This is a genomic window from Chitinophaga costaii, assembly GCF_900094705.1.
Taxonomy (GTDB): Bacteria; Bacteroidota; Bacteroidia; order Chitinophagales; family Chitinophagaceae; genus Chitinophaga; species Chitinophaga costaii.
The window spans coordinates 96,908-120,644 of record NZ_FMAR01000015.1 but is presented as its reverse complement, the minus strand read 5'-3'; the positions used below and the strand labels follow the sequence as shown (position 1 = coordinate 120,644).

Below are 23,737 nucleotides of genomic sequence, written 5' to 3'. Positions count from 1 at the left end.
TATCATTCAATCCGAACATTGCAGGCCGCCTGTAAGTGCAGAAATTATATTGTCTTTTTCTTATAGTCGTTAACATCATTCTTAATCCGGCCAGTGGCCGTGCGGTATTTCATCCAACCCAGCTTTTCCGTTTCAATTTCGCCAACCCTGTATTAAAAGCCATGACAGGGAGCGGATGTCTATTGCAAAAAACACACAAACAAAGCCGATATGAAAACAATCTTACACTTTTTCGCCGCGCTCCTGATGCTGGCTCCCTTGGCACAGGCGCAGGCACAATCTGCTGCGGTGAGTGGCCTGGTGCAGTCTAAGAAAGGCGAGCTGCTACCTGGCATTAACGTGCATATAAAACACAGCGCCCGTGGTACTGCCACCGATGCCAATGGTCGTTTTACCCTGCCTGCATTACCGCAAGATACCCTGGTGATCACGGGGGTAGGTTACATTGCGCAGGAAATTGTAGTCCGCAACCAGCGCAACCTGCAAGTGCAGCTTACAGATGACGCCACCGCCCTCAATGAGGTGATTGTGGTGGGATATGGCACCCAAAAGAAAAGCGACCTTACCGGCTCCATCACTTCCATCAGTGAAGAGCAGTTTAAAAAATCGCCGGTAGTATCGCTGGATAATGGCCTTAAAGGCCGGGCAGCCGGCGTGCAGGTTACCACCACTTCCGGCCAGCCTGGCGGCGCTACCAGCATCCGCATACGGGGCAGCAATTCAGTAAATACCGGCGCTGAACCACTGTATGTAATTGATGGTTTCCCGGTGTATAACGATAACAGCGCTGCAGCCGCTGGCGCCACCGTAGGCCCCAAACTCAATGCCCTGGCATTAATAAACCCGAACGATATTGTTTCGATAGAAGTACTAAAAGACGCTTCCGCCGCTGCCGTGTATGGAGCGCGTGGTGCCAATGGCGTAGTACTTGTCACCACCCGCAAAGGAAAGGAAGGTCCCACCCGTTTCGACTTCAACGCATTTTACGGCATACAGCAGGTACCCAAAAAACTGCCCCTGCTCAATGCTACCGATTTTGCCAACCTGGTAAACGATGCCAATGGCACCCAGGTATACACGCCAGACCAGATCAAATCTTTTGGTGAAGGCACTCACTGGCAGGACCTGATTTTCCGTACCGCGCCGGAACAAAACTACCAGTTAGGCGCCTCCGGCGGCGACGCCAAAACCAAGTATGCTCTATCCTTTAACTACTTTAACCAGGCTGGCATTGTAATCAATTCTAACTTTAAACGGTATGCCGCCCGCTTCAACCTGGAGCGCCAGGCCACCTCGCGGCTTAGTTTCGGCAACAACTTCACCATTGCCCGCACCGATGCCAACCAGGCCCTTAGCGCTACCGCTGGAGGGGAAGGTACCCAGGGCGTGATAGAAGAAGCCCTGGCCTTTAACCCTATCCTGAAAGTGCGCAATCCAGACGGCACCTATGTGCTGCAAAGCGACCGTGGTATACCAATGGGCAATCCCGTGGCCACCGCCAAAGACTTGTTGAACAACAGCAGTACCTACCGCATACTGGGAAACGTATATGCCAATTACAAGATATTGGAAGGACTGGATTTGCGATCTAGTGTAGGCGTAGACGTTATTAATACAAAAGAAAAATACTATGCCCCCCGCACCGTGCTTTCCGGGTATAATGTAAATGGGCAGGCTATTGTATCCAGTGCCAACAGCACCTCCTGGCTGAATGAAAATACGCTTACCTACCATCATGTGTTTAACAAACATGCGCTGACTGCGCTGGGTGGTTTTACCGTGCAAAAATATAACCGGGAGAGTGTAACCACCTCCGCCTCCGGTTTTGTAAACGACTTGCAGAAGGCAGACAACATTGGGGCCGGTGCTATCATCGGTGCGCCAGCTACCAATGTGAACAACTGGCAACTGGCTTCTTTTATTGGCCGTATTAACTACGCCTTTAAAGACAGGTACCTACTTACCCTCACCGAACGCGTAGACGGCTCTTCCAAGTTTGGCACCAACAACAAGTTTGGTTACTTTCCCTCTGGTTCTGTGGCCTGGAAGTTGTCGGAAGAAGACTTCATTAAACAACTGCACGTATTCAGTGAGCTGAAGATACGCGCCAGTTATGGCAAGATCGGCAACCAGGAAATAGCCAGTTACCAATCGCTGGCCGGCCTTTCTAACATGAGTTATGTGATTGGCGACCAGGTGGTGAAGGGCTATTCTCCCGGCAATATTCCCAACAGCGATCTGAAATGGGAATCTACCGCGCAGACAGACATTGGCCTGGACGCCGGCCTATTTAACGGACGCCTGAACCTCACGGCAGACTGGTACAATAAGAAAACCACCGACATGCTGCTGCTGGTAAACGTTCCCTGGAGTACGGGGTTTTCTTCCGCGCTGCAAAACATTGGCAGTGTACAGAACCGGGGCATAGAACTAGGCATCAACGCGGCCATCATCGACAAACAGTTTAAATGGAATGTGAATTTTAACATCGCTGCCAACCGTAATAAAGTATTAAGCCTTGGCCCTGTGTCCCAGATCCTTACCGGCGAGATCAATGGATACCTGAAAATCTCTAACCCGGTGGTGGTACAGGCGGGCCATCCGATCAGCTCCTTCTATGGTTATGTAAGCGACGGTATTTTCCAGACCGGCGACGATATCAGTAACAGCGCCCAGCCCACAGCGGTACCCGGCGACCGTAAGTATAAAGACATAAATCCCGATGGTAAATTAGACGCAAGCGACCGTAAATTTATCGGCAATGCAGACCCCAAATATTTTGGCGGTATGACTCATGACTTTTTCTACAAAGGTTTTGACCTCAGCGCTACGTTCAACTGGGTGTATGGCAATACCATCCTGAATAGCACCCGTGCAGAACTAGACCTGCCTACCGGGCAGAAAAACAGTGCTGCCCGCGTAAAACACCGGTGGACACCTACTAACCCGAGCAATAGCATTCCCCGCGCCAGTTTGAATCGCGCCTTCCTCTTCTCCAATGCACAACTGGAAAGTGGTTCCTATTTCCGGCTGGGTGTATTGAGCCTGGGATATACCTTGCCTGCCAGTTGGTTGCAAGCCGCCCATATCCAGCAACTACGGGTATATGCGTCGGCCATAAACCTGTTCACCATCACCCATTACACCGGTTACGATCCGGAAGGCAACCAGACCGGCCAGGGAAACATCCTGCGCGGTGTGGACGCCGACACATATCCAACCCCCAAAGCGTACATGGTAGGGCTGAACCTGAATTTCTAGTTTTTAAAATTGCAAGACATGAAAAAAATATTGTTATTCATTATACTGCTGGCCGGGCTGGTTTCCTGCAAGAAGTTCCTGGAGGAAAAACCCACTTCGACCATGACGGCGGAGAATTTCTATAAAACCGCAGCAGACGCAGACGCTGCTGTGATAGGAGCTTACGATGAGCTGAACAATCAGAGCGAAGTGTACTACCGGGGCATTTACCTGCTGGCGGAACTGCCAACAGACAATGCCGAATGTGGACAAGGCGTGGCCAATGCCTACATCTTTGCCATCAAGAACTATACTTACGGCCCGGTAAACGACCGTATAGAAACGCTGTGGACGGGCATTTACAAAGGCATTGCCAATGCCAATGTAGCCATCGACAAGATTCCCGGCATTGCCATGGATGAGACGAAAAAGAACAGATTGGTAGCGGAAGCAAAATTTGTACGGGCGCTGCTGTATTTTAACCTGGTGCGTTTATTCGGACCCGTGCCGCTGGTGCTACACCAAACCACTGGCCTGGATAGCGTGAACGTACCCAGGGCTACGCAGGATGCCATTTACGGCCAGATCATTGCCGACCTGAAAGACGGGGAAACCCACCTGGACAGCGCCAGCACGGCAGCCAATAACGGACGTCCCAGCCGCTTTGCGGCCAGTGCTTTGTTGTCTAAAGTATACCTTACCCTACACGATTATTCCAATGCCCGCAGCGAGGCACAACTGGTGCTGAATAATGCCCAGTATGGATTGCTGCCTGCATATGCAGACATCTTTGCACCGGATAACCGCTTTAACAAAGAAGTATTGTTTGGCATACAAAATAAAGGCAATACGGGTACTGGCAATGGCTTTGCCATGGCGCTTTTCCTGCCCCGCTCCACCATTCCACTGCCGGGCGGTGGTACAGTGGGTGGCAACCAGGCAGACGTACCCACCCAGGAATTTTACAACAGCTTCCTGCCGGGCGATCTGCGCAAGGACAAAACCTTCTTCACACAATACAACGCTGGCGCTGGCCTCGTAACATTTGCCCCCGCCTGGTTTAAGTACTTTGATCCTGCTTCCATTACGAACCTGGGCGAAGGAAGCCTTAACTTCCCCATCGTAAGATATGCGGATGTATTGCTCACCTATGCAGAGGCCGAAAATGAGCTGAATGGCCCTGTTGCGGCAGCGCTGGAGGCCATTAACCAGGTAAGACGCCGCGCTTATGGCAAAAGCATTACTACACCGGATGCAGCCATAGACCTGGCCGGCATTAGCCAGGGCGACCTACGCACCGCCCTGCTTAATGAACGCCGTTGGGAGTTTGGTTTTGAAGATCAACGCTGGTTTGACCTGAAACGCACTAATAACCTCCTTACCCTGCTGAAAGCCAAAGGCCTGGGCATACAGGATTACGACACTCTCTATCCAATTCCGCAACGCGAAAGGGATGTGAACAAGCAACTCACACAAAATGGCGGGTATCCGCAGTAATGATATTAATTTTTCATAAACTGGTTATAACGTAAACGAATATACGCTTGCGTTATAACCGGAAATTTAATTTTTCCATCACTTTCCTAAATGGTCATTCATGCAACGTTATTCTTTCCGCTTTTTTGTCCTGGCATCGCTGGCCCTGTTTTCGCAACAGGGGCAGGCGCAGCAGGCCAAAAAACAACCTAACATCATCGTGATCTTTTCAGACGATCACGCCTACCAGTCTATCAGCGCTTATGGCAGCAAGCTGGCTGTAACGCCCAATATAGACCGTATAGCCCATGGCGGGGCCTTATTTACCAACGCTATCGTCACCAACTCTATCTGTGGTCCCAGCCGTGCTACCCTGCTCACAGGGAAATATAGCCATGAGAATGGCTTTAAGGTAAATGAAAGACAGGTATTTAATCCTAACCAGGAACAGTTTCAGCAGGTGTTGCGCCAGCAGGGATACCAAACTGCCTGGATTGGCAAATGGCACCTGGGCAGCCTGCCTACCGGCTTCGATTATTTTAATATCCTCAACGGCCAGGGCCAGTATTACAATCCCGAATTTATTGGTCCCAAAGACACGGTGCGCCAGGAAGGGTATGTAACTAACCTGATCACCGACTTTTCCGAGCAATGGCTAGACAAACGCGACACCACCAAGCCTTTCTTCCTGGTGGTAGGTGAAAAAGCCACCCACCGGGAGTGGTTTCCAGACCTGCAAGACCTAGGCGCTTTCGACGACAAAGAATTTCCCCTCCCCCCCTCTTTTCACGATGATTACAAAGACCGCCTGGCTGCACAAAACCAGGACATGACCATCGATAAAACCATGCGACTTCGCGAAGACTTGAAAGTGCATATCGATTACGATCAGAAAAGTATCTTCAGCCGCTTTACACCGGAACAAAAGGCCGTATTTAAAGCTTATTACGATAAAGTATCCGCTGATTTCGACCGCAAAAACCTCAGCGGGGACGAGCTGGTAAAATGGAAATACCAGCGCTACCTCAAAGATTATTTATCCACCGCCAAATCGATGGATCGCAACATTGGCAAATTATTGGACTACCTGGATGCCCACCACCTCAGCGAAAATACGGTCGTTATCTACGCCTCCGACCAGGGTTTTTACCTGGGCGAACATGGTTGGTTTGACAAGCGCTTTATATATGAAGAGTCTTTAAAAACGGCCTTCGTAGTACGCTACCCCGGCGTCATAAAACCCGGCACAAAAATTACCCAGCTTACAGCGAACATTGACTGGGCCCCTACCTTACTGGATATTGCGCATGCGCCTATACCCAAGGATATACAAGGCAAGTCTTTCCTGCCCCTGCTAAAAGGCAGCAAACAGGGAGGCTACGACGCCGTGTATTATCATTACTACGAGTTTCCGCAGCCACATCATGTGTACCCGCACTTTGGCGTACGCACCCCGCAATATACGTTGGTGCATTTTTATGGTCCCAGCAGTTCCTGGGAATTGTATGATTTGAAAAAAGACCCACAGCAGGTGCATAATCTTTACCAAAATGCGGCGTATGCAAAAACCGTTGCTTCGCTAAAAACAAGGTTGGAAGCCCTGATCAGGCAGTACGACGATAAAGAAGCCTTAGAAATATACCAGAAAGAACAATAACAAAAAAGCCCGGCGTGATGATTACGCCGGGCTTTTTTGTTATTGTTCCTGCCATTTATAGTAGCAGTGTAAAGGAATAAGCCATATTGCCGCCATTACTTCCGGGTAGCGTCTTTTACGGTGGTAAAAGTATAGGTGGTGCTGGTGTTGTAAGTTTCTCCGGGATGTAGTACCGTACTGGCAAAAGCAGGCTGGTTTGGCGCGTCGGGGAAGTGTTGGGTTTCCAGGGCAAACGCGGTACGGTAATCGTCGGAGCCACCTTTGCCAAAGTGATTGGCTCCCTTCATGAAGTTACCGCTATAAAATTGCAACCCCGGTTCTTCGGTAAAAACATCCATCACAATACCAGACTTATCGCCTGTTACAGTAGCGGCCAGCATGCGATTGTGTGGTTTGTAATCGTTTAGCACAAAATTATGATCGTAGCCACTGCCGTTTTTGAGTTGTTCATTATCATCATTAATGCGGGCGCCAATGGTAGTAGCTTTTGTGAAATCGAAAGGCGTGTTGCGCACCAGGGTGAGTTTACCAGTGGGAATAAGGCCGCTGTCTACCGGCGTATAGCGGTCTGCATCCATCCACAAAGTATGTTGCAGGATAGTGCCGCTGCCTTTGCCGTTCAGGTTAAAAAAGGCATGGTTGGTGAGGTTTACTACCGTATTCTTATCTGTGGTGGCTTCGTAATCGATTTTCAATCCATTATCTGCGGTGAGGCTGTAAGTAACTTTCACCTGCAAATTGCCGGGAAAATTTTCCTCTCCATCTTTAGAAAGATAGGTAAGTGTGAGGGTAGAATCGTTGGGCTGGCTGGCATCCCACACTACTGCCTGGAAGCCATTTTTGCCGCCGTGCAAGGTGTTTTTACCATTATTGATGTAAAGCTGGTAGGTCTTGCCATCGAGCGTAAATTTTCCTTTGGCAATACGATTGCCAAAGCGGCCAATGAGCGCGCCGAAGTAAGGCTCCGTAGATTGGATGTAGCCATCCACACTGTCGAACCCATCCACCACGTTGGTGGGGTTCCCATACTGATCGGGTACTATCAGGCTTACCAGCCGACCACCATAATTGGTAATAGCCGCCTCCATACCCTGGTGATTCTTGAGTATGTAGAGCGCGGTTTGCTTGCCATCGATCGTTTTTTGGAAGGCGTTGGCAGCAGGCAATAGCGCAGCAGCTTTATTGTCAGTGACGGTCGTGCTATCCGCAGTTTCGGTATTTTTTTTGGCTTCGTGGTGGCAGGCCGTGGCGATCAGCAAGAAGGTGGCTGCAAGGATGGGCGTAAGTTTGTTTTTCATACAATGTATTAAAAGCGTGGTTTATAAGGTGACGCTGCATGGCATACAGCCCACCGCGTGGAACGGCGTCAGTACGCTGAAGTTGTAAAATAAGTTTTTTTGCAGATAAATGTACTTTTTACGCCTGACCCTTGCGATATATAACGGACTGTACAAAACGGCTATAAAACCGTTTTTGCTGCAAGGGAGTATAACCATGTGCCTGAAATAGGGCGGCCATGTCCTGCAGCTGCCTGGCGTCGATGTGGCTTACCATGCGAAAAAAAAAGTACATCCCGTTCAATAAGGGTTGCTGCCAATAGCGCTGCCCCTGCTCCACTTCGAAGTCGGCAAACAGCCAATAGCCCCCTGTCTTCAGGTATTGGTGCAATTGTGCAAAAATATGTTCGGCGGCTTCCTGCTGGAAATTATCAAAGAAAAATGCGGTGAATACCACATCGAAATAACCGGCAGGCCAGGATTGTGCCGTAATGGAACCCCTAATAAAATCTACGTCATGGCCACCTATGTTTCTTTTCCGGGCCAGGGCCGTCATCTTTGCAGACAGTTCTACATAAGTGATATGCAAGCCATCCGGTAGCCGGGCAGCCATGGCTTCCAGTATCCACCCGGCACCACCCCCCACTACCAGCACCCGCTGGCCCGGGGTAAGCACGTTCAGCATAAACGCCTGTGCGCGCCGCAACGACCGGCCAAAGATCAGCAAAGACAATGGGTCGTAGATGGCGGCAATGTTATCGTAGTTGTTAGCAACAGCCATGGGGCAAATATAATACGTAAAAGGCCCTTCCTGCATGTTCAAAGTGTTTTACTTTCCCTGCCACTGCATGGGCAGAAAAGCCTTAGCGAAAGAGGATGTATTACAGGGGGCGGCAATGGTCAGGGCCACCTGGTTCGGTGCCAGTACCAGGTCGGAAATATTGCCCGGGCTTTCTGCATAGGCATTTTCTCCGAGGCCCAGTACGATTACGCGGGCATTGGCGGCTGCATTTTTCAGGGCCATGGTATCAGAATTTTCGGGTTTGTCGTAACCTTTGGCAGTAGCGGTGGCCACGTTCGTTGCGCTTTCATTGTCGGTGATGGCTTGCAGGATGGTTTTGCTACCAGCCGGGTATCTTTGTTCATGGTTGCCCTGCCAGGTGTATCTCCAGCAGCCTTTCAGGGCAGTAATACTTTTGGCGGAGGGACATTTTGGGTAACAACTGCCACCACAGCAGGTTTGGCAAAAGAAACAGGTGTTTGGGAAAATGCCGTCAGAACATGCCGCCCCCCAACAGCAGAAGATAATGCTGTTTCATAATATGGGATATGTGGACTACAATGTATTAAAGATAACATTTAGATGTATGGGGCAATAACATTCAATTAACGAAAAGGAAGAAGGGGGTATTTATCATGCTCTGTTATTTTATAGTTTGATGCTATTACCTGAAATATCTTCGGGCAAGATTCATTTTCATTATATTTATGGCTGCGCGGAGGTGGGCCGTATGTATAGCGTCCAGAACATCCGGCAGGTATACTGCTTCGCAGCAGTACAACTGCACATTCCATTACACAAAGCATTACAAACGTTGCCCGGCAACCTAAAAACCCTTTTTATAAAATGGCTAGTATTCTCGTGATAGAAGACGATTACCTTATGCAAAAAGTTGCTGAAAGCATTTTACGCCGCGAAGGTTATCAAGTTACCGTGGCAAAAGATGGCAAAGACGCCTACTCCCACCTCCATAAAGATGCTAACTACGATCTGGTGGTCACCGATATTCTTATGCCCTTTGCCAATGGTTATGAAATCGTGAGCCATATAAAACAAAACAAGCTACCCATGCCCGTCATAATTGTGTCCAGTGTAAACGATGAAGCGGCTATCAAGAAAGGCCTGGATCTGGGTGCAGACGATTACCTCACCAAACCCATTGTGGCCAGTGAATTGCTTAAACGCGTAAAGCGTTTGCTGAACGAGCAATAAACATGAAATGTTTATACTGCTAGGCTCAACATGCTGCTTTTCAGCGCAGCGGCTGCATGGTGTACCATTGTACTCCAATCTTCACCGGCACTACCATTGGCACCGTCAGAAATATACTTTAAACAGAGAAAAGGAATTTGTTCCTGCGCTGCAATCCAAGCCAGGGGGAAGGCTTCCATGTCTATAACATTATAATCGCTGGTGGTATGACGGGTTTCAAAACTGTCGCCGCTACCGCAAATACCAGTGGGCAAGCCTTTGGCCTGCAAGCCGTAATGCAGTACAGGCGGGTGTTCGGAAAAAGGTGTTTTATATTTTTCAAACCCCAAAGCAGTTACATCCATATCGCGCTGAATAAACCGGGTACAGCATACCACCTCCCCACGGGCAAAGGTATGACTGCCTGCTGAGCCCAGGTTAATAATAATACTTGGTGGCTGAAGGGATATTTTTTTTAGCAGGTAATAGGCGGCATTCACCTTACCCACTCCTACAAACAGGGCGGGTACGTGGGCAAATTCATCGGCGGCTTCTGCTGCCAGCGCAAAAACGTATAGCGGGTTGGAAAATAGTTCGGCAGGTAATTGATTCATCGGTAATCGCTTAAAAAATGGGCTGCTGCATAGCGCGGGGCAGCCTGTTTTATTTTGAAGAAAGACGGGTGAAAGGTACACCCTCGTTGGTGATTTTTACTGGCTTAATGAAACCATCTTTATCAAATTCAAGTTTGTCGATGCAGGTCTCCCGGTGATTACCATCTGTTTCTGTGAGCGGGCGGCGGTGGTACACAATAAACCATTGATGGTCTTTGGGCCCCTTTAACACCGAATGATGGCCGGCACCGGTGGCAATGGCGGGATCTTGCTGCAAGATCTTACCGATGCGTTTAAAAGGCCCCAGTGGTGAATTGGCCATGGCATAGGCCACCGAATAATCGGGCCCCGTCCAGCCACCTTCCGACCACATAAAATAATACTTACCCTTGCGATAAATCATAAAAGGTCCTTCCACATATCCTTCCGGCGTTATTTCGTGAAAGGTAGTCCCGTCTGCAAAAGGAATGAACCCGGTAAAATCGGCCTTCAGTTGGGCAATGTTGCAATGGCCCCAGCCGCCGTAGATCATATAATACTTACCATCTTTATCATGAAACACAGTTTGATCTATTGGCTGTGCACCGTTGTAAAACTGGTCGATAAGGGGCTTCCCGAGATAATCTTTGTAAGGGCCGGCGGGTTTATCTGCTACGGCTACGCCGATGCCACCGCCTTGCAGATCATGCTGAATATCGTTGGCAGCAAAGAACAAATAAAAAAGATGATCCTTTTCCACAAAAGCGGGGGCCCACAGGGCACGGTGCGCCCATTTCACCGATGCCGTGTCCAGGATATCCGGATGTTTGGTCCAGTGTACGAGGTCTGGTGAGGAATACGTATCGAAGAAAACCTGCTGCTCATATTTATCGGAGGTGGTAGGAAATACCCAGGCCTGCCCCGCCACCAAGGCGGCTTCGGGATCGGCATACCAGCCGGGAAAGATAGGGTTGCCGGACATTTTTTTTTCGGTGGCTGCAGGTGCTTGCGCCATGGCCTTCCAGGAAAATGCGCACATGGCAGCGATCAGTATACTTTTTTTCATCAATGGTTGGTGCTGTATGGAAAGATGAGCGAAAAATAGTCAAAAGAAATGGTAGCGCAAGCGAAGGGAAGTTTGTTTTTATTTACAGCCATGGCCTGTCTACCCGCTTGGCCGGCTGCCCCCAAATTTCTTACCTTCGCCGCATGAAAGACTACAAGCATCATTACATCATACCGGCCCCGCCGGAAGAAGTGTACCGCGCGCTCGTGAACCCTGCCACCATTCGCCTTTGGAGCGGAGAAGAAGCTGTGATGAGCGAGGAGCCGGGCAGTGAATTTTCTTTATGGGAAGACTCCATCTCTGGCCGCAACCTTGCATTTGAAGCATCCCATAAGATTGTGCAGGAATGGTATTTTGGCGATCAGGAGCCGGCATCTATTGTTACCCTACTGCTGCATCCCCATAAAAAAGGCACTTCCCTGGAACTGCGGCATACCAATATTCCCGAAGAAGATTATACCGACATCGTGGAAGGCTGGAACGACGTGTACATGGCCTCTCTCCAGGATTTCTACGCCTAAGCCGCCCTATACCCACCCCATATAATCCCCCTGGATAAAATAACCAGGAAGGCGCGTCATTTTACCAATTCTCGGTTACAAGGATGAAAAAAAAATATTTTTTTTTCATCCTTGTAAGGGTTTTCCCCGTTTTTCCTGTCCTTACTATAGCAGCAGCACGTTATGGACAAAGAAGAATTTTTAGCACTGGCCATGAAAGTATTCTCCGGAAACCATTCCCCGGAAGAGGAGGCGTTGTTACAATCCACCTTGCGTGAACAGCCAGCTTATTTCCCCTTGTACCAGCAAATGCAGCGTTATTGGAACTCCAGCCGCCCGCAGGCATCCATACAGGTGGAAAAACGGCTTCAGCAAACCTGGGATAAAATAAACGTCGCTACCGCAGCAGCTACCCCTCCACGCCGCTACAGCACCTTGCGTAAATGGAGCGCCATAGCCGCTTGCCTGGCAGTGACCGCCGGTAGTGGCTGGCTCCTGCATCGCCACCTGACCTCCCAACCAACCCGCCTGCTGGTAGAGAAACACAACCCCAAAGGTGTACGCTCCAACATTACCCTCAGCGATGGCACGGTAGTATGGCTCAATGCCAACAGTACCCTGCGCTACAGCAACGTATTTCCCACCAATGAACGAGTGGTGTACCTGGAAGGCGAGGCTTTTTTCACCGTGGCGCCACAGCCCAACCGCCCTTTCCGTGTGCAGGTGCCGCATGGCAGCATTCATGTGCTGGGTACGGCGTTCAACATTAATAGTTACGCAGCAACCGGCACGCTGCAAACCGCGGTGGAAAGCGGCAAAGTAGCCTTTATACCCCATTACAAGACGAACCAGGTAGCAGACACCTTTTATTTATCACGCGCGCAAAAAGCTGTATTCCACTTATCCACCAACCAGGTGAACGTACAAACGGTAAATACGGCAGAAGACAAGGCCTGGATAAATGGCACCTTAATTTTTCACGGCAACAACCTTGCGGAAATAGCCACCATACTGGATCTTACCTATGGAAAACCGGTACGTTTTAGCAGTGAAAAAGTGAAAGCCTATCGCTACACCGGTATTTTTAACAACACGGCAGAAGAAATCCTGCATATTTTAAGCAAAACAAAACATTTTAATTATTCGATCTCCGACTCCCTGATCACGATCGGAGAATAACAGCAGAACAACTATTTAAAATTCCATTTTTATTCATTAAACATTACACGTTATGGATTGCATGTTGCAGCAGTCTGCCCCCTCGCGCAGACTAATAAAACTGCTGTTTGCTGCCGCTTTGTTGACCGGCGGGCTTCCGCCCGAGCTGAAAGCCGCCATCGACCATCACTACACTACCCGGCTTACGGTTACTGAAACGCAGGTCAAAAGCATTGACCTGGTGTGCCAGCGCCGGGAACTGTCGTGGGTGATTGCCAGCCTACAACAACAAAGCGGTTTTGCATTCGTTTTTTCTGACGACGATATCGACACTCGTCAAAAGATATCCCTTAATATTCAGCACCAGGAATTCAAGGAATCATTACAAATAATATTTACTCCCTTGGGCATTCATTTTGAAATGCTGAATGATAAGGTACTACTGCGCAAAGATGGCGCTACCACCCTCCTGCCAAACCCCGCCCATGCACTGGTAGATGGAGAAGTACACGGGCGGGTAACCGATGAAAAAGGGCAGCCCATTCCCGGTGTAACCGTACAAATTAAAAACACCTCCAAAGGCACTGTAACGGATGCACAAGGTTACTACACACTGAAATTCACCGGCGAGCAGGTAGTGTTGCAAATATCTTACCTGGGTTACGATAAACAGGAACTGGCCACCAATGGCGGCACGCTGAATGTGCAACTTAAAACTTCCAATACTACTTTAAACGATGTGGTGGTAGTAGGGTATGGCACCCAGCGCAGAGTCACTGTAACGGGCGCTATAGACCAGGTGAAATCGCAGCAACTGGAAGGCCGCCCGGTGGCCAATACCATGCAGGCCTTACAAGGTGCTTCGCCCAACCTCATTATCCAGCAACCCAATGCACAACCGGGTGCTGCTGTTAACATCAACATCCGTGGGCTCAGTACCCTGGGCGATAATACACCACTAGTGGTGATAGATGGTATTCCCGGGGGCGACATCAATTTACTGAACCCTTCCGACATCGATAACGTATCGGTACTGAAAGACGCCGGCGCTGCTGCTATCTACGGCTCCCGGGCGGCAAACGGTGTCATACTGGTAACGACGAAACGCGGCAGCAAAACTGCCAAACCACTGGTTACCTATAACGGTATCCTGAGTGTCACGCAGCCACATATTCTGTTTCACCCCGTGAAAGGATATGAAAATATGATGCTGCGCAATGAGGCCGTAGTAAACGCTAATCCTAACCAGCAGCCCATCTACAGCCCCGATGATATCGCCCAGATGAAAGAAAAAGGCGATGAAGAATGGATACTCGATGCCATCCTGCAAAACGCGCTGCAACAAAATCATAACCTGAGTGTAACCGGCGGCAACGACAAAACCACCTACATGGTATCTGCCGGTTACCTGAACCAGGCAAATAATTTTGTAGGACCGGATTATGGATTAAAACGGTATAACTACCGCATGAACCTGACCACGGAGATTGGCCGGTTTAAATTCACCAGCCTGTTGTCTTACACCCATTCCGACCTTAAAGACCAGTCGTACGACGCGGGCTTTCTCATGGCGGATGCAGAGCGCACCCCCACTTATTATGCGCTGAAAGACTCCTTGGGACGCTACCTGACCAACGATGTACTGACGGAGTTTAATCCCCTGGGTATATTACAACATGGCGGCTCCAGTAAAAACGATAACGATAACCTGTTTGGTAGCTTTACCGGCGAACTGGCCGTGACGAAAGACCTGAAACTACGGGGTGTACTGGGCGGCACCCTCAATGCCAACCACCGTTTCATTCGCGTGCAGGAAGTAGACTTCTATCCCAAAGGCACCTACGGGCAGAATCGTAACACAGATGATTACAACGAAAAAAATATTTTCATTAATACCCAATTGCTCGCGGAATACACAAAGAAATTGGGGAATCACAACATTTATGTACTCGGTGGGTTCACCAATGAATCATTTACCAAACGTTCCAATGAATTAAAACTAAAATACACCGATCCCGACCTGGGTACGCCCACTACCGGAACGGTGATAGATCCGGGTTCTACCAACACCAACCAGGGCACCACGGAAACCAGTCTTAATTCCTTCATTGGCAGGGCTTCTTACTCTTACCAGGACCGCTACTTCGCCGAAGTGGATTTCCGGGCAGACGCCTCTTCCAAATTTGCCAAAGACCATCGCTGGGGTTATTTCCCTTCTATCTCCGGTGGCTGGCGCATCAGCAGCGAAAAATTCTTTTCCCGCTTTGCCAACACCATCAATGAACTTAAATTGCGCGGCTCGTACGGTGTACTGGGCAACCAGAACATACAGCCCTACCAGTACCAGACTACCTATACCGTATACAACAATATGTACGGCTTTAATAACTCCCCGGTATCCGGTACAGGCTTCACCTTCTCTAACCCGGACGTAACCTGGGAAAAAGCCGCCACCCTGGATGGGGGTGTTGACATTGGCGTATTCAATAACAAACTTACCGCCTCCTTCGACTACTTTACCAAACTCACCAGCAACATTTTACTAGTACCGCCTACGCCCGGCGCGTATGGTGGCGCAGTACCTTTCTATAACCTCGGTAAAGTGCGTAACCAGGGATGGGAATTCAGCATTCACTACCGTACCGGCAATCAGGTACACCAGGAATTTGGCTTCAACATCGCCGATTCGCACAATGAGGTAATTTATCTGGATGGGCAACAATACATCAGCAGTGGCGACGAAATGCAGGTAATCCTCAAAGAAGGTCTCCCCTACAATTCTTACATAGGCCTCAAACGGGATGGTTATTTCCAAAATCTAAATGATATTCAGAATGCCGCAAAGCCCGCCGGACTGGATGTTTCACCGGGCGACATTAAATTCAAAGACAAAAACAAAGACGGTGTGATAGATGACAACGACCGTTATGTACTGGGCAATCCTTTTCCACGTTACACCTTCGGCTTTAACTACAACATATCCTGGAAAGGTTTTGATCTGGGCATGCTGATACAAGGGGTGGGCAAAAGGGCCATGTTCATACGGGGCGAACTCGTAGAACCATTCCATTACAACTATTCACAGGTGATCTACCAACACCAGCTAGACTACTGGCGCCCAGACAACCCGGATGCCCGTTATCCACGCCTGGCAGCCAATGGCAGCGCATCTAATACCAACAACTTTCGCCGTGGTTCCGACCTCTATATTTTCAATGGCGCTTATGGCCGGCTCAAAAACCTGCAATTGGGGTATTCCCTGCCGGGCAACGTAGCGCAACATATTGGCATGAAGAAACTGCGCGTATACCTCACCGGTCAGAACCTGCTGACGATCTCCGGGGTGAAGTTCATCGATCCGGAATCTACCGAATTTAAAAACGGCCAGGGCAACGGCTCCCAGCAGAACAACCTGTCCGTGAGCGCTGGCGGCAACAGTGGTCGCGCTTACCCCACGCCTATTTATTACGGATTTGGGCTGGACGCCACTTTCTAAAAAACTGCATCATGAAAAAATTACACATCTTACTATACGGAGCGGGGCTTTGGGTCATGGGCATGAGCGCCTGCAAAAAGCTGGACCTCGCCCCCACCGATCACTTCACGGATCTTAATTACTGGACCTCCACCGAAAAAGCATCGCAGGTATTGAACACTGCCTACTCGCAGATGATGAACGATGGCTATTTCTTTTATAACGAAGGCTTGTCGGACAATGCATTTGTAGGACGCGGCGACAACCAGGGGGCCCTGTCTATTTCCAATGGCACCTACGATCCTTCTTTGGGCCGTTTAAAAGACGAATGGGACAAGCGGTATGGCGGTATCAAAACGGTCAACGTATTCCTGGAAAACGTAGACCGTGTACCTGATATGAGCGACACCCTGCGCAACCGCATGAAGGCAGAAGCCCGCTTCCTGCGTGCCTTCCAGTACTTCCAGCTTTACACCTGGTTTGGCGACGTGCCTTTCTTTACCAAAGACATCACCATCGCCGAATCGCGCAGCATTGCCCGTACGCCCCGCGCACAGGTAGTGGATTTTGTACTGAAAGAAATGGATGAAGTGGCCGCCCTGCTGCCCACCAAACAACAATACGACGCCTCCGACGCTGGCCGCATCACCAGCGGGGCCGCTATAGCCCTAAAAGCGAGGGTGCTGCTGTATGAAAACCGGTGGGCCGATGTGGCCACCGCGTGTGAGCAACTCATGGGTACCACCTATGGGCAGTATGGCCTGTTTAATAGCTACGAAGGCGTTTTTCTACCGCAAAATGAAAACAATATCGAGGACATACTGGATATACAGTACGTGCCGGAATACCGCGCCTACTCCGACTATTTCGACTTAGCGCCGCTGTCTGTAGGTGCCAGGGATAATGGAATGGCACCTTTGCAGGAACTGGTGGACGATTACCTGATGACCAATGGTAAAGCTATTGGCGAAACCGGCTCCGGGTATGATGAAAATCATCCCTATCAAAACCGCGATCCGCGCCTGACCGCTACTATCGTGTATGACGGGTATGCTTGGAAAAAACCAGATGGCACCACCCAAACCATTTACATTAAACCCGGCTCCGATCCCGATCAGAGTAAAAAGCTGGATGAATATGGCCCTGGCCGCGTAAGCTCGCCCACCGGCTACTACATGCGCAAGTATTACGACCCATCAGGAGGCAATAACTTTCTCTCCGGGCTAAACCTGATCCTGATCCGTTATGCCGATGTACTGCTCATGTATGCCGAAGCGAAAAACGAACTGGGACAAATGGATGCCACGATCTGGAATAATACCATTGCCGCGCTGCGCAAGCGCGCCGGCTTCACCGACCCTTCGGCGCTAAACTTTAACGCAGGCTGGTCTAAAGCAGACCTGCAAACCATTATCCGCCGCGAACGACGCTGTGAGCTGGCCATGGAAGGCACCCGCATCTTCGACCTCCGTCGCTGGAAAACTGCCGAGAAAGTGCTGAACGGATGGGCCCATGGCGCCCGCTTTGGCGACCCTGCTATCGACAACGGGTATATCCGCGCTGCACAACGGGTATTTAACGCCCAGAAACACTATCTGTGGCCCGTACCCCGCGACGAACGCGCATTGGATCCCAACCTTGGTCAGAACCCAAACTGGTAATTCATTTTTCACGTTAAAAAAATCATCATGTCTATAAAATATTTCTCCCGCTATTTTCTCGCCGCAGCAGCAGTATTACTGGCATTTTCCAGTTGCAAAAAAGACAAAAAAGTCAGCACCGTGGTTACGCCCGTGAGTAATTTCTTTGCCCCACAGGACAGCCAGTACATAAAGCTGCAACCTACCTCCGCCGCCACCGTTACCTTCGAATGGGAACAATCGCTCGCTGCCGATGGTGGCCTGGTGCAATATGAACTGCTGTTCGACAAAGATGGTGGCGACTTTAGCAAACCAGTGTACAGCGTGGCCTCCGACAACAATGGTTTGTACAACAAGGCCACCGTAACCCACAAAGACCTGAACAAAATAGCGGCGCTGGCCGGCATTGAATCGCTCGGCGTGGGTAAGCTTAAATGGGCCGTGCTGGCCACCAAGGGCGTGAACGGACAAAAATCCACCATCACCCGTACCCTCATCGTGGAAAGACCCGCAGGTTTTGCCGACATCCCTACCGATGTGTACCTGACCGGTAGCGCCACCGAAGCCGGTGACGATCTTTCCAAGGCCATTCGCCTGAAAGCCCTGGCCACCGGAGGAGAATTTGAAATCTATACCTCCCTGAAACCAGGCACCTATCATTTCGTAGATAAAACGACCGGTACCCCCAACACCTTTGCCATACAGGGCAACCAGATATCTTCCGGCAACGAGATCACAGTAAGTGGCACCGATACAAAAGTGTATCGGATTAGCCTGGACTTCAATAACGCGGCTGCCAAACTCACCGAGATAAAATCACTGGGCCTGTGGTATTGCGCAGACAATGCCATCCGTTTCCCCCTCAATTATATCGGCAACGGCACCTGGAAACTCACCAACACCGAAATCGATTTCGTACAGGAATCTTATGGCGGGGAAGAACGCTACAAGTTTCGCCTTACCACCAATGATGGCACCAACGATGGAACAGAATGGTGGGGTAGTTCCAACTCAGACAACCAACGCCCTACCGACGCTTCGCCGGCCGCTTATTTCTACCTGAACATCATAGCCAGCAGCGACCAGTGGAACTATGCGTTTAAGTTTAATGGCAACGTAGACAAGCAACACTGCGATATCAACGTATACTTCTCGCCCGATAAAGCAAACTACACGCACGAGGTCATCATCAATAAGTAATGATTAAAAGCAACCACATTATGAAACGCTTACACTTACTTACCCTCGCCTTCGCCGGCCTGCTCCTGCAGGCTTGCGAAAAAAACTACGACAATGTAGACCTGGGCGATGGCAGTTCCAAAGTTAAATACGCTATAGACTGGAATGCGGCGGCAGACAGCAGCTCCAGTTGGCTGATTAATAATTTCTACAACGCCGGCAGTGCGTATTTCAATAATACTAACACCAGCGACATCACCTTCAACTACTGGCCCCAGGCCCATGCGCTGGATGTGCTGGTAGACGCCTATACCCGTAGCGACAGCAGTTATTACCTCACCTACATCCAGCAATGGCACGATGGCGTGAAGGCCCAGAACGGCGGCTCCTTCCTGAACAATTTCTACGATGATATGGAATGGAACGCCCTGGCCGTACTGCGGGCCTACAATGCTACCAACGACGCCCGTTACAAAACTGCCGTAGACCAGATCTGGGCCGATGTAAAAAACGGCTGGAACGAAACCATGGGGGGAGGCATTGCCTGGCGTAAGTCGCAAACCTATTACAAGAACACGCCGGCCAATATGCCGGCCTGCATACTGGCAGCTCGCCTGTATAGGCAGTTTCATAACAACGATGACCTGGACTGGGCCAAAAAGATCTACAACTGGGAAAAATCGAAGCTGTACAATGCCACTAACGGTCAGGTATACGACGGCATTAATGGTGATAATGATGGAAAAACAAATACAACCTGGGTTTTTACGTATAACCAAGGTACCTTTATCGGCGCGGCGCTGGAATTGTACAACGCCACGCAGGAAGCAGGTTACCTGAATGATGCCGTGCAGGCAGCCGACTTTGTGCTGAACAGCCAACTAACAACGGCAGACCGCCTGCTGGCCGACGAAGGTACCGGTGATGGCGGCTTGTTCAAAGGCGTGTTGGTACGATATATGACCCAACTCATTCTTAACAGCGCCACGCCGGACGATCATCGTCAGCAATACATTGCCCTGCTTAAAAACAACGCGGAAACACTCTGGTACACGGGCGCCAATAAGCAGGCCGGCCTTTATGGCAGCTACTGGAAAACGCCGGCAGGGTCGCAATCAGACCTTACCACGGAACTCAGTGGATGCATGATGGTGGAAGCTGCCGCCCTTTTGCAAAAAAATAAACTGCTCTGATCTAGACATGAAAACCAACTTATGCAGGCTCCTCATCCTGGTATGGATGATGGGCCTGAGTGTGAAAACGGAAACCACTTATGCGCAGCAACAAACACCTGTAAGTCCTTACCTGGAAGCATTTCTATCGTTAAAAACCGCGGTAGACCAACGATTCAGCGATAGCACCACCGGCATGTATCACGACAATCCGGAAAAAGGGGAAAAAGCTAAGCCTTATTCCTATTTGTGGCCGCTTTGCGGGCTATTACAAGCGTACAACGAACAGGAAAAATTGCAACCCGGTGCCAGCGATTTTAACCGGGTATGGAAAGCAATACGGTATTATTACGACCCCGCCCCACCCGCGCCGGCATTTGCATCCTACCCGCCCACAGAAGGTGGCGGCGCAAGATTTTATGACGACAACCAGTGGATAGGCATCGCCATGCTAAACGCCTATCCTCACGGCCATGAACCCGCCGCCCTGAAGGCCGGTGAAACGGTGTACAAATTTATGATGACCGGTTTTGACACCATCCTGGGAGGTGGCCTGTACTGGGAAGAAGACAAAAAAACATCCAAAAACACCTGCTCTAACGGGCCGGGCGTGCTGGTAGCCTTACAACTCTACCAGTTTACCAAACACAAATTTTACCTGGACACGGCACTGCTGCTGTACAACTGGGTAAATGAAAAACTACGCTCCCCGGAAGGCCTGTATTACGATAACCTGCGGCTGGATGGCCACCTTGGCAAGGCACAGTTCTCCTACAATAGCGGCAGTATGCTGGAATCTTCCGTTTACCTGTACGAGATTACCCGCGATAAAAAGTACCTGGCAGCGGCCAAATCTATCGCCGATGCCGCACTGAACTTTTTCTACGAAGACGGGCATTTCCGCGATAGCTATTGGTTTAACGCCGTGCAGTTGCGGGCTTTCCAACATTTGCTCCGCTACGACCATGACAATAAATATGTAAAAGCCTTTGAAAAATGTACATTGCAAGCCCTGAACAATGACAAAAATGCAACAGGACTCATGGGTACAAAAGCCCCCCACTCGTTGGTAGATCAGGCCGGGATGCTGGAAATTCTGGCCCGCCTGGCATGGTTGCAGCAACGTAAACTGATTTAATTTTAAACCTCGTACTGAAACTGATGGAAAGAAGACAATTCATGCAACAGGCCATGATGGCCGGCGCCGCGCTTACCTTATCCTCCCTCACCAAAAGCGCCCTGGGCGCCCCTATGGTGGCCGATTTCCCAGTAGTGCGCATTCCCGAAGCGCAACGCAAGTTCAAAAGCAAAGCGGTAGAAGCCCTCATTGCCAAGATACAGCACCACATCTCCAACAAAGAACTGGCCTGGATGTTTGGCAACTGCTTCCCCAATACGCTGGATACTACCGTAGCATTTAACGTAGTAGATGGCAAGCCCGACACTTACGTGATTACCGGCGATATAGATGCCATGTGGCTGCGCGATTCCTCTGCCCAGGTATGGCCTTACCTGCCCCTGTGTAAGGAAGATAAAGACCTGCAACAACTTATCGCCGGCGTTATCCATCGCCAGGCAAAGAATATTTTGCTAGACCCTTATGCCAACGCATTTTATAAAGATAGCAGCCAGGAAAGCGAGTGGAAGAAATCCGACATCACCGATATGAAACCAGGTATCCACGAACGCAAATGGGAGATCGATAGTCTTTGCTATCCCATTCGCCTCTCGCACGGCTACTGGAAGGCCACCGGCGATACCACGCCCTTCGACGGGGCATGGCTGGCCGCTATGCAAACGGTGATAAAGACGTTTGTGGAGCAACAACGTTTTCAGGGAAAAGGCCCTTACACTTTTCAGCGGAATACCGCCTTTGCCACAGATACCATACCCATGGGCGGTTATGGCTATCCCGTGAAGCCCAATGGACTGATCTGCTCCATGTTCCGGCCCAGCGACGATGCTACCATCTACGCCTACCTCATTCCTTCTAATTTCTTTGCCCTGGAATCACTTATCCAGTTGCAGGAAATGGGCAAGGCCATTTCCTCATTGAGCGCACTGGTAGCCCCTGCGGCTGCATTGGCCACCCAGGTGAAAACAGCCCTGGATACCCATGCAAAAGTGCAGCATGGCACCCTGGGCAACATCTACGCATACGAGGTAAATGGTTTCGGCAGCGTGAACCTGATGGACGATGCTAACATTCCCTCCCTGCTGGCAATGCCCTACCTGAACGCGGTGCAGGTAGACGACCCGGTGTATCAAAACACCCGCAGGTTTGTACTCTCCCCCGACAACCCATTTTTCTTCAAAGGCAGTGCCGCAGAAGGTGTAGGTGGCCCACATGTAGGCCTGGATATGATCTGGCCCATGAGCATCGTGATGCGGGGACTTACCAGCACAGACGATCAGGAAATAAAATGGTGCCTGGATACTTTGCAGAAAACACATGCACATACGGGTTTCATGCACGAGTCGTTCCACAAAGACGATCCTTCAAAATATACCCGCAAATGGTTCGCCTGGTCTAATACCATATTTGGAGAATTTGTTTGGAAGGTATATCGCGAGCGGCCTCACTTGCTGAAAGCATAACACCCACCACATAACATAATGTAAAACGCTTTATGCTAGCGGCTTTGAGGCCAATATGCATAAAGCGTTTTTTATGTAACCACTTACACAAAAATTACAATGCTGTTTATTGAGAAGAAATAGGAAATATGCTTTTACTGGTGCAAATGCCTTTCCCGCTCTCCTTCTTCCAGCGCGGCCTTTATTTTTTTGGTGGCCCGGTACAGTTGGGTTTCTACTGTTTTCACACTAATATCCAGGATAGCCGCCACCTCCCGGTATTTTAGTCCGCCTTCTTTCACCATTTTAAAGATCATTTTACATTGGGCAGGCAACGTGGCCACGGCCATGTCTATACGGTGAAACAACTCCTTCCATTCCAATTCTTTTTCGGGGTCGTGCAGATCCTGGAGCATTCCATCATCAAGTTGTTCTAATTGCACGTGCAGGGTGGAGAATTGTTCCCGGTGATTAAAGCAGCGATGTTTTACAGCCACAAAGAGGTATACCGGGAGGTTGTGAATGCCGGGCAGGGTATCGCGTTTAAGCCAAAGGTTGCTGAAAACATCGGATACAATCTCCTCGGCAATTTCGGAGGAGGCGACAAATTGCACTGCAAAGTGTACCAGCCTCCCATAGAGGCAGCGGAAGAGCTGGTCGAAAGACCGCTGATTACCGGCGGCAATCTCCTGTTGCCAGGTCAGTAATTGTTCCTTTTCGCTCACAGGCATTTTCAAAACGTAGTAATTGATGCT

At 49.9% G+C, this 23,737-nt stretch carries 18 protein-coding genes; 12 read left to right on the top strand and 6 right to left on the bottom strand.

Going from position 1 to position 23,737, the window contains the following annotated elements; translation table 11 throughout:
• Positions 1-210 precede the first annotated feature (210 nt).
• From GA0116948_RS17645 to GA0116948_RS17635, 3 genes are all read left to right on the top strand, one after another.
• The gene (locus GA0116948_RS17645; RefSeq protein WP_089714647.1) at positions 211-3,261 is read left to right on the top strand and encodes a SusC/RagA family TonB-linked outer membrane protein; all 3,051 of its coding nucleotides are present in this window, start codon (positions 211-213) and stop codon (positions 3,259-3,261) included.
• Positions 3,262-3,279: 18 nt separating this feature from the next.
• Positions 3,280-4,737, top strand: coding sequence for a RagB/SusD family nutrient uptake outer membrane protein (locus tag GA0116948_RS17640; RefSeq protein WP_089714645.1), 1,458 nt, complete (start codon positions 3,280-3,282; stop codon positions 4,735-4,737).
• Between the two features lie 100 nt (positions 4,738-4,837).
• A complete protein-coding gene (locus tag GA0116948_RS17635; RefSeq protein ID WP_089714643.1) occupies positions 4,838-6,373 on the top strand; it encodes a sulfatase family protein in 1,536 nt (511 codons plus the stop codon).
• A 95-nt stretch (positions 6,374-6,468) separates the two neighbouring features.
• Here GA0116948_RS17635 and GA0116948_RS17630 read toward each other — a convergent pair whose 3' ends face one another.
• The 3 genes from GA0116948_RS17630 to GA0116948_RS17620 all read right to left on the bottom strand — a co-directional run bounded on the left by GA0116948_RS17630 (position 6,469) and on the right by GA0116948_RS17620 (position 8,725).
• Entirely contained in the window at positions 6,469-7,671 is a 1,203-nt protein-coding gene (locus tag GA0116948_RS17630) for an aldose epimerase family protein (protein ID WP_089714641.1), read from the bottom strand.
• A 118-nt stretch (positions 7,672-7,789) separates the two neighbouring features.
• Entirely contained in the window at positions 7,790-8,431 is a 642-nt protein-coding gene (locus tag GA0116948_RS17625) for a class I SAM-dependent methyltransferase (RefSeq protein WP_165798292.1), read from the bottom strand.
• Between the two features lie 48 nt (positions 8,432-8,479).
• Positions 8,480-8,725 (bottom strand): hypothetical protein, encoded by a 246-nt coding sequence (locus GA0116948_RS17620; RefSeq protein WP_089714637.1) that lies wholly within the window; start codon positions 8,723-8,725, stop codon positions 8,480-8,482.
• A 552-nt stretch (positions 8,726-9,277) separates the two neighbouring features.
• Here GA0116948_RS17620 and GA0116948_RS17605 point away from each other — a divergent pair.
• Complete coding sequence (locus GA0116948_RS17605; protein ID WP_089714632.1) at positions 9,278-9,643, top strand: response regulator transcription factor; 366 nt, start codon at positions 9,278-9,280, stop codon at positions 9,641-9,643.
• An 11-nt stretch (positions 9,644-9,654) separates the two neighbouring features.
• On the opposite strand, the gene GA0116948_RS17600 is transcribed toward GA0116948_RS17605, so the two are convergent.
• Together GA0116948_RS17600 and GA0116948_RS17595 are read right to left on the bottom strand one after the other, a co-directional pair.
• On the bottom strand, positions 9,655-10,236 hold the full coding sequence (locus tag GA0116948_RS17600) for a 5'-methylthioadenosine/S-adenosylhomocysteine nucleosidase family protein (protein WP_089714630.1): 582 nt from the start codon (positions 10,234-10,236) through the stop codon (positions 9,655-9,657).
• Between the two features lie 49 nt (positions 10,237-10,285).
• The gene (locus GA0116948_RS17595) at positions 10,286-11,281 is read right to left on the bottom strand and encodes a glycoside hydrolase family 43 protein (RefSeq protein WP_089714628.1); all 996 of its coding nucleotides are present in this window, start codon (positions 11,279-11,281) and stop codon (positions 10,286-10,288) included.
• Positions 11,282-11,424: 143 nt separating this feature from the next.
• On the opposite strand from GA0116948_RS17595, the gene GA0116948_RS17590 reads away from it, so the two are divergent.
• The 8 genes from GA0116948_RS17590 to GA0116948_RS17555 all read left to right on the top strand — a co-directional run bounded on the left by GA0116948_RS17590 (position 11,425) and on the right by GA0116948_RS17555 (position 23,003).
• Positions 11,425-11,802 (top strand): SRPBCC domain-containing protein, encoded by a 378-nt coding sequence (locus GA0116948_RS17590; RefSeq protein WP_089714686.1) that lies wholly within the window; start codon positions 11,425-11,427, stop codon positions 11,800-11,802.
• Between the two features lie 162 nt (positions 11,803-11,964).
• Positions 11,965-12,960 carry a FecR family protein gene (locus GA0116948_RS17585; RefSeq protein ID WP_089714626.1) on the top strand — a complete coding sequence of 332 codons (996 nt, stop codon included), beginning with the start codon at positions 11,965-11,967 and terminating at the stop codon, positions 12,958-12,960.
• A 52-nt stretch (positions 12,961-13,012) separates the two neighbouring features.
• Positions 13,013-16,435: a TonB-dependent receptor gene (locus GA0116948_RS17580; RefSeq protein WP_205686000.1), complete on the top strand. Its 3,423-nt coding sequence runs from the start codon at positions 13,013-13,015 to the stop codon at positions 16,433-16,435.
• Positions 16,436-16,446: 11 nt separating this feature from the next.
• On the top strand, positions 16,447-18,075 hold the full coding sequence (locus tag GA0116948_RS17575; RefSeq protein ID WP_089714622.1) for a RagB/SusD family nutrient uptake outer membrane protein: 1,629 nt from the start codon (positions 16,447-16,449) through the stop codon (positions 18,073-18,075).
• A gap of 27 nt (positions 18,076-18,102) precedes the next feature.
• Entirely contained in the window at positions 18,103-19,254 is a 1,152-nt protein-coding gene (locus GA0116948_RS17570; protein ID WP_089714620.1) for a SusE domain-containing protein, read from the top strand.
• Between the two features lie 20 nt (positions 19,255-19,274).
• On the top strand, positions 19,275-20,426 hold the full coding sequence (locus GA0116948_RS17565) for a glycoside hydrolase family 76 protein (RefSeq protein ID WP_165798293.1): 1,152 nt from the start codon (positions 19,275-19,277) through the stop codon (positions 20,424-20,426).
• Positions 20,427-20,433: 7 nt separating this feature from the next.
• Positions 20,434-21,543, top strand: coding sequence for a glycoside hydrolase family 76 protein (locus GA0116948_RS17560; protein ID WP_089714617.1), 1,110 nt, complete (start codon positions 20,434-20,436; stop codon positions 21,541-21,543).
• Positions 21,544-21,566: 23 nt separating this feature from the next.
• Positions 21,567-23,003, top strand: coding sequence for a glycoside hydrolase family 125 protein (locus tag GA0116948_RS17555; protein ID WP_089714615.1), 1,437 nt, complete (start codon positions 21,567-21,569; stop codon positions 23,001-23,003).
• 134 nt (positions 23,004-23,137) lie between these two features.
• Here the strand turns inward: GA0116948_RS17555 and GA0116948_RS17550 are convergent, their stop codons facing one another.
• Positions 23,138-23,713: an RNA polymerase sigma-70 factor gene (locus tag GA0116948_RS17550; RefSeq protein ID WP_089714613.1), complete on the bottom strand. Its 576-nt coding sequence runs from the start codon at positions 23,711-23,713 to the stop codon at positions 23,138-23,140.
• Positions 23,714-23,737: the final 24 nt, after the last annotated feature.